General features: G+C 69.8%; 1 protein-coding gene. It reads left to right on the plus strand.

The window, feature by feature from the left end:
* The first annotated feature begins 161 nt into the window (after positions 1-161).
* Entirely contained in the window at positions 162-6,527 is a 6,366-nt protein-coding gene (ofaA, locus tag PFLCHA0_RS10955) for an orfamide A non-ribosomal peptide synthetase OfaA (protein ID WP_015634933.1), read from the plus strand.
* Positions 6,528-6,844: the final 317 nt, after the last annotated feature.

The raw sequence follows: 6,844 nt of genomic DNA on the forward strand, positions 1-6,844 counted from the left end.
GGGGCCGATGCTTAAATCCGCGGACGCCGGTGCCCGGGCCCATCACATGAGAAGGATCTTATGACGCATTTTTCCGCCGCAGCCGTGGGCGCTTTCGTCGCGCCAGTCACCCCAGCCAGCCACTGCCCGCCATGGGCCGGGCACCCCGCCCGGGGGCGCGCATGAACGCCGGTCCGGTACAGGCCCGGGGCCTGCCGCTGACCGCCGGGCAGCGCGATATCTGGCTCGACCAACTGAGCCGGGGCGACTCGCCGCTGTACAACATCGGCGGCTATGCCGTGCTCAAGGGGCCGTTCCGGCCCGAGCTGATGCAGCGCACCGTGGAGCTGCTGGTGGACAAGCACGACGTGCTGCGCACGGTGCTGTCCCTGGAGGGCAGCGTCGACGGCCTGCCCTTGCAGCACTTCGACCGGCAGTGGCCGGTGGAGCTGGTGTTCCATGACCTGTCCGCGGCGGCCGATCCGCTGGCGGCGGCCCAGGCGCAGATCCGCCGGCAGATGCAGCAGGCGTTCAAGCTCGACGGCGAACGGCTGTGCCGCTTCTCGCTGTTCCGGGTGGGCCCCGAGCATCACCTGATGGAAGTCGAGGCCCATCACCTGATCCTCGACGGCTGGGGGTTCGCCCAGCTGTCCCAGTCCCTGGGCGGGCTCTACAGCGCCCTGGCCAGCGGCGAGGAGCCCCAGGCCACGGCGCCGTCCTTTGTCGACTTCATCGAGGACGACGCCCGCTACCACCAGTCCAGCCGCTATGCGCGGGACCGCGACTACTGGCTGGACAAGTACCAGAGCCTGCCGGAGCCGGTGCTGCGCCCGCGCTACCGGCCCGCCGCCGACGCCGCGACCCCGGGGGCGACCCTGGTCCAGGCGTTCCCCGCGGCCTTGCACGAACGCATGAAGGCCCTGGGCAAGAGCACCGGGGCCTCGGCCTTTCATGTGCTGCTGGCGGCGCTGCATGTGTACTTCACCCGCACCCTGCAACGGGACGAATGGGTCCTGGGCATGCCGGTGCTGAACCGCCCCAATGCGGCCTTCAAGGTGACCCTGGGTTCCTTCACCCAAGTCAGCGCGGTGCGCATGGACTTCGGCCGCGAACTGAGCTTCGAGGCCCTGGTGGGGGCGGTGCGCGATGTACTGAAACAGGACTTCCGCCATCAGCGCTTTCCCCTGAGCGAACTCAACCGCGCCCTCGGCCTGCTGCGCGAAGACCGCGCGCAGCTGTTCGAGCTGTCGCTGTCCTACGAACTGGAAGACCTGGACTACCGCTACGGCGAGGCGGCGGCCTCGTCGGTGAAAGTCTCCAACCGCCACGAGCCCACGCCCCTGGCCATCCACCTGCGCAGCAACAGCTTCGATGACAGCGCCTGGATGCACTACGTCTACGACTCGGCGTATTTCCAGCCCGAGGAAATCGAGGCCCTGGCCGCGCGCCTGCTGCATGTGCTGGAGCAGGGGCTGGACAATGTGCAACTGCCGGTGGCCCGCTTCTCCCTGCTGCCTGCCGCCGAGCTGCGCCGCTTGCAGGCCTGGAACGCCAACGAACAGCCAGCCGCCGCCGAACAGCGGATTCACGCCCGGGTCGCAGCCTGGGCCCGGCGCACGCCCCAGGCCATTGCCCTGGTCGCCCAGGGCCAGGCCCTCAGCTATGAACAGCTCGACCGCCGGGCCAACGCCCTGGCCCTGCACCTGCGCGAGCTGGGAGTGGGGCCGGATGCGCGGGTGGCCATCGTCGCCCGGCGCAGCCCGGAAACCCTGGTGGGGCTGCTGGCGATTCTCAAGGCCGGCGCGGGCTATGTACCCCTGGACCCGGCCCATCCGGCTGAGCGCCTGGCCTTCCTGCTGCACGACAGCGCGCCGCGGGCGGTGTTGACCCAGGGCGCCCTGCGCCAGTGCCTGCCGACGCTGAACGTGCCGCTGATCGACCTCGACAACGGCCAGTGGCTGGACGGCCCGGGCGAGATTGCCGAGGCCGCCGGGCTGACCGCCGAGCACCTGGCCTACGTGATCTACACCTCCGGCTCCACCGGCCAGCCCAAGGGCGTGATGGTGGAGCACCAGAGCCTGTCGAACCTGGTGGACTGGCATGGCCGGGCTTTCGACCTCCAGGCTGGCAGCCACACCTCATGCCTTGCCGGTTTCGGCTTCGATGCCATGGCCTGGGAAGTCTGGCCGGCCCTGTGCGCCGGGGCGACCCTGCACCTGGCGCCGGTCAGCGACGGCCCCGAGGAGCTGGACCGCCTGCTGGCCTGGTGGCGCGCCCAGCCGCTGGAGGTGAGCTTTCTGCCGACCCCGGTGGCCGAGTACGCCCTCAGCCAGCAACTGGGCCACCCGACCCTGCGCACCTTGCTGATCGGCGGCGACCGCCTGCGCCAGTTGCCTGCTGACCCCGGGTTTGCCGTGATCAACAACTACGGCCCCACCGAGGCCACGGTGGTCGCCACTTCCGGGGCCATCGAGGCCGGGCAGGCCCTGCATATCGGCCGGCCCATCGCCAATACCCGGATCTACCTGCTGGATGAACAGCAGCAACTGCTGCCCATCGGCGTGCCCGGCGAGCTCTATGTGGGCGGTGGCGGGGTGGCCCGGGGTTACCTCAACCGCGATGGGATGAACGCCGGACGCTTCCTTGCGGACCCCTTCAGCGACCGTCCCGGCGCGCGCATGTACCGCAGCGGCGACCTGGCTCGCTGGCGGGAGGACGGCAGCCTGGAATACCTGGGGCGCAACGACGATCAGGTGAAGATCCGCGGCCTGCGCATCGAGCTGGGGGAAATCGAGACCCGCCTGGGGGATCACCCGGCAGTGCGCGAGGCGCTGGTCCAGGCCCGGGACGGCCAGTTGCTGGCCTGGTTCATTCCGCGCCAGGCGGTCACGGCCCTGCAACTGCGGGAATTTCTGCGCCAGCAGTTGCCGGAGTACATGTTGCCCATGGCCTACGTACCGCTCGACGCCTGGCCGCTGACCGGCAACGGCAAGCTGGACCGCCGGGCGCTGCCGGCGCCGGGGCCCGAGGACCTGATCAGCCGCGCCTACGAGGCGCCCCAGGGCCCGCTGGAAATCACCCTGGCCGGGCTCTGGAGCGAGCTGCTGCAGGTGGAGCAGGTGGGCCGCCACGATCACTTCTTCGAACTGGGCGGACATTCGCTGCTGGCCCTGCAACTGATCCAGCGCATGGCCCAGGCCGGCCTGCAGGCCGATGTGCGGGTGCTGTTCGGCCAGCCGACCCTGGCCAGTCTCGCTGCGGCGGTGAGCACCGGGCAGGTCGTCGAGGTCCCGGCCAACCGCATTCCGCCCGACTGCCAGCGCATCACCCCGGCGATGCTGCCCTTGGTGGAGCTGGACCAGGACAGCATCGACCGGGTGGTGGCCTGCATCCCCGGCGGCGCTGCCAATGTGCAGGACATCTACCCCCTGGCGCCGTTGCAGGAGGGCCTGCTCTATCACCACATGACCGCCGCCCGCGATCCCTACCAGCAGCACGCGCTGTTCGCCTTCGCCCGGCGCGAGGACCTGGACGCCTTCGCCCTGGCGCTGCAGGCAGTGATCGAGCGCCACGACATCCTGCGCACCAGCCTGGTCTGGGACGTGCTGGAGCAGCCGCTGCAGGTGGTCTGGCGCCAGGCCCGGCTGACGGTTCAAGAATGGCAGGCCGGGCCCGGCGGCCATGTAGCGGAGCGACTGCGCGAGCACTTCGACCCGCAGCACAACCCGCTGGATATCCGCCAGGCGCCGATGCTGGCCCTGGCCTGGGCCGAGGACCGGGCCAATGGGCGCTGGATCGGCCTGCTGCGCTTCCATCACCTGGTCAACGACGCCACCAGTACCGCGGTGCTGCTGGCGGAAATCGCCGCCCATGTGCAAGGCTGGCAAGCCAGCCTGGCGCCGGCCTATGCCTACCGTGACTACGTGGCTCGCACGCGCCAGGGGCAGGCCGCCCACAAGGCGTTCTTCGAGGCCGGCCTGGGCACGGTGGACGAGCCGACCCTGGCCTTCGAACTACAGGAACGGCCCGGGGAACATCTGGACCTGCAACACGCCAGCGGCCTGCTGGAAGCCGAGCTTGGCCAGCGCCTGCGAACCCAGGTGCGCCAGCTCGGGGTCAGCGCCGCCAGCCTGTTTCACCTGGCCTGGGCCCTGGTACTGGGGCGTACCAGCGGCCGTGAGGACGTGCTCTTCGGCAGTGTATTGCTGGGCCGCCTGCAAGCCGGGGCGGGGGCCGATCGGGCCCTGGGCATGTTCATCAACACCTTGCCACTGCGCCTGGAGCTGGCGGGGCTGACGGTGGCCGAGGGGCTGGGCCAGGCCCAGCAGCGCCTCAGTGCCTTGCTCGCCCACGAGCAGGCGCCGCTGTCCCTGGCCCAGCGCTGCAGCGCGGTGGCGGCGCCGACCCCGCTGTTCAATGCCTTGCTCAACTATCGCCACAACCTCGGCGGCGACCTGTTGCAGGGTTTGCCTGGGGTCGAGTTGCTGAGCAGCGAAGAGGTGCTCAGCTACCCGCTGATGCTGGCGGTGGACGACCTGGAACCGGGTTTCCGCCTGGGCTGCCGGGCCCCGTGGCGGATCGGCGCGCAACGCCTGCTGGGCTACCTGAACACCGCTCTCGAAGCGCTGGTGCTGGCCCTGGAACAGGCGCCGCAGACGCCGTTGCACAGCCTGTCGATCCTGCCGCCGGTGGAGTCGCGCTACCTGCTGCAAACGCTCAATGCCACCCGTTCGCAATACCCGCGGGAGCTGACCCTGCATGCCCTGTTCGAGGCCCAGGTGCGGCGCACGCCCGAGGCCATTGCACTGCAGGCCGGCGCGCGGCAACTGAGCTACCGGCAGCTCAACCAGCGCGCTAACCAGCTGGCCCATTACCTGCGCGAGCAGGGTGTGGGGCCGGATGTGCGAGTCGGGCTCTGCGTGCAGCGCAGCCCGGAACTGCTGATCGGCCTGTTGGGCATCCTCAAGGCCGGCGGTGCCTATGTGCCCCTGGACCCGGACTACCCGCTGGAGCGCCTGCGCTACCTGGTGCAGGACAGCCAGCCACTGGCGGTGCTGGTGCACCAGCCGACCCGCGAGCTGCTGGGCCCGCTGCCCCTGTCGCTGATCGACTTCGACCGCAGTACCTGGGAGCAGGCGCCGCAGCATGATCCCGTGGTGGCAGGGCTGACGGTTTCGCACCTGGCCTACGTGATCTACACCTCGGGTTCCACCGGTACACCCAAGGGGGTGATGGTGGAGCACCGCGGCCTGGGCAACCTGATGCACTGGAGTTCGCAGCTGTGTGGCGAGCGGGCCCGGGGCACCCTGCTGCAAAAGGCACCGTTCAGTTTCGACGGCTCGGTCTGGGAGCTGTTCTGGCCCCTGGTCACGGGCATGCGCCTGTTGCTGGCGCGGCCCGACGGCCAGCGCGATCCGTTGTATCTGGCGCAATTGGTGCGCGAGGAGCAGGTGAGCATGATCAAGTTCGTGCCGGCCATGCTCCTGCAATTTCTGCAACTGGAAGAGGCCGGCCAGTGCCACAGCCTGACCGATGTGTTCTGCGGCGGCGGCGAGCTGACCGAGGCGATTGCCCGGCTGTTCCGCCAGCGCCTGCCCGGAGCCCGTTTGCACAACGTCTACGGCCCCACCGAGGCCACCGTGGACAGCAGCGCCTGGACCCTGGAGCCAGGGGCAGCGGTGCCGCAGGTACAACTGCCCATCGGCAAGGCCATCACCAACACCCGGCTGTATGTGCTGGATGCCCATGACCAGCCGGTGCCCCAGGGCGTCAGCGGCCAGCTGCACATTGGCGGGGTCGGGGTTGCCCGGGGTTACCTGGGCTTGCCGCAGTTGCAGGCCGAGCGCTTTATCGACAGCCCCTTCGTCGCCGGCGACCGGCTGTACCGCAGCGGTGACCGGGTGCGCTACAACGCTGACGGCGACCTGGAGTTCCTCGGACGCAACGACTTCCAGGTCAAGCTGCGGGGCCTGCGCCTGGAGCTGGGGGAAATCGAGGCGCGGCTGGCCAGCCACCCGGCCCTGCGCGAGGTGGCGGTGCTGATGCGTGGCGAGCGCCTGGTGGCCTATTTCAGCCTGCACCCCGGGGTGGCGGCGCCTGGGATCGAGGCGCTGCGGGCCCATGTCCTGGAGCGTCTGCCGGAGTACATGGTGCCGGCAGCCTATGTGCAACTGGCGGCGCTGCCCCTGAGCGCCAACGGCAAGCTGGCGCGCGATGCACTGCCGGAGCCGGGCCTGGAAGCGGTGCTGAGCCGCGATTTCGAGCCGCCCCAGGGGCCGCTTGAAACCACCCTGGCGCGGCTCTGGGCCGAGGTGCTGCAAGTGGAGCGGGTAGGGCGCCACGACCACTTCTTCGAACTGGGCGGGCATTCCCTGCTGGCGGTCAGCCTGGTGGCGCGGATGCGCCAGGAAGGCCTGCACGCCGATGCCCGCCTGTTGTTCAGCCAGCCGACCCTGGCGGCGCTGGCGGCCCATACCCTGGGCCAGTTGCAGCGCCTGGAAATCCCCGCCACCACCATCCCCCAGCTCAAGCGCCAGCGGCGTCTCTGAGGCCGCTGCAAGTGCTTTTCCCCGCGCCGGCCCCAGGGCCGGCGCGGGCCGTGGTACCTCAGCGGGACAGGCCCCGCGCCATGTCCCGGCTTCCCATGTCAGCCCCGCTGCGGCGGATGTTTTAGCGTCTGCGAGCTGCCAGCAAGCCTGGCGGGCTCACTGTCCCTGGTGCTTTTTGCGCAACGGCGCGACAGCCCCGCGCGGTGCCTGGCAGCGGCGCTTGTCGCCCGTCCGGGCAGCGGGGCGCCGGTGAAAGGTTGCATCTGAAACAAGGACGTTCTCTTCAACCGTTTCCGAATTCTCAGGCAGGTTACAAG

The sequence above is a fragment of the Pseudomonas protegens CHA0 genome (assembly GCF_000397205.1).
GTDB lineage: Bacteria > Pseudomonadota > Gammaproteobacteria > Pseudomonadales > Pseudomonadaceae > Aquipseudomonas > Aquipseudomonas protegens.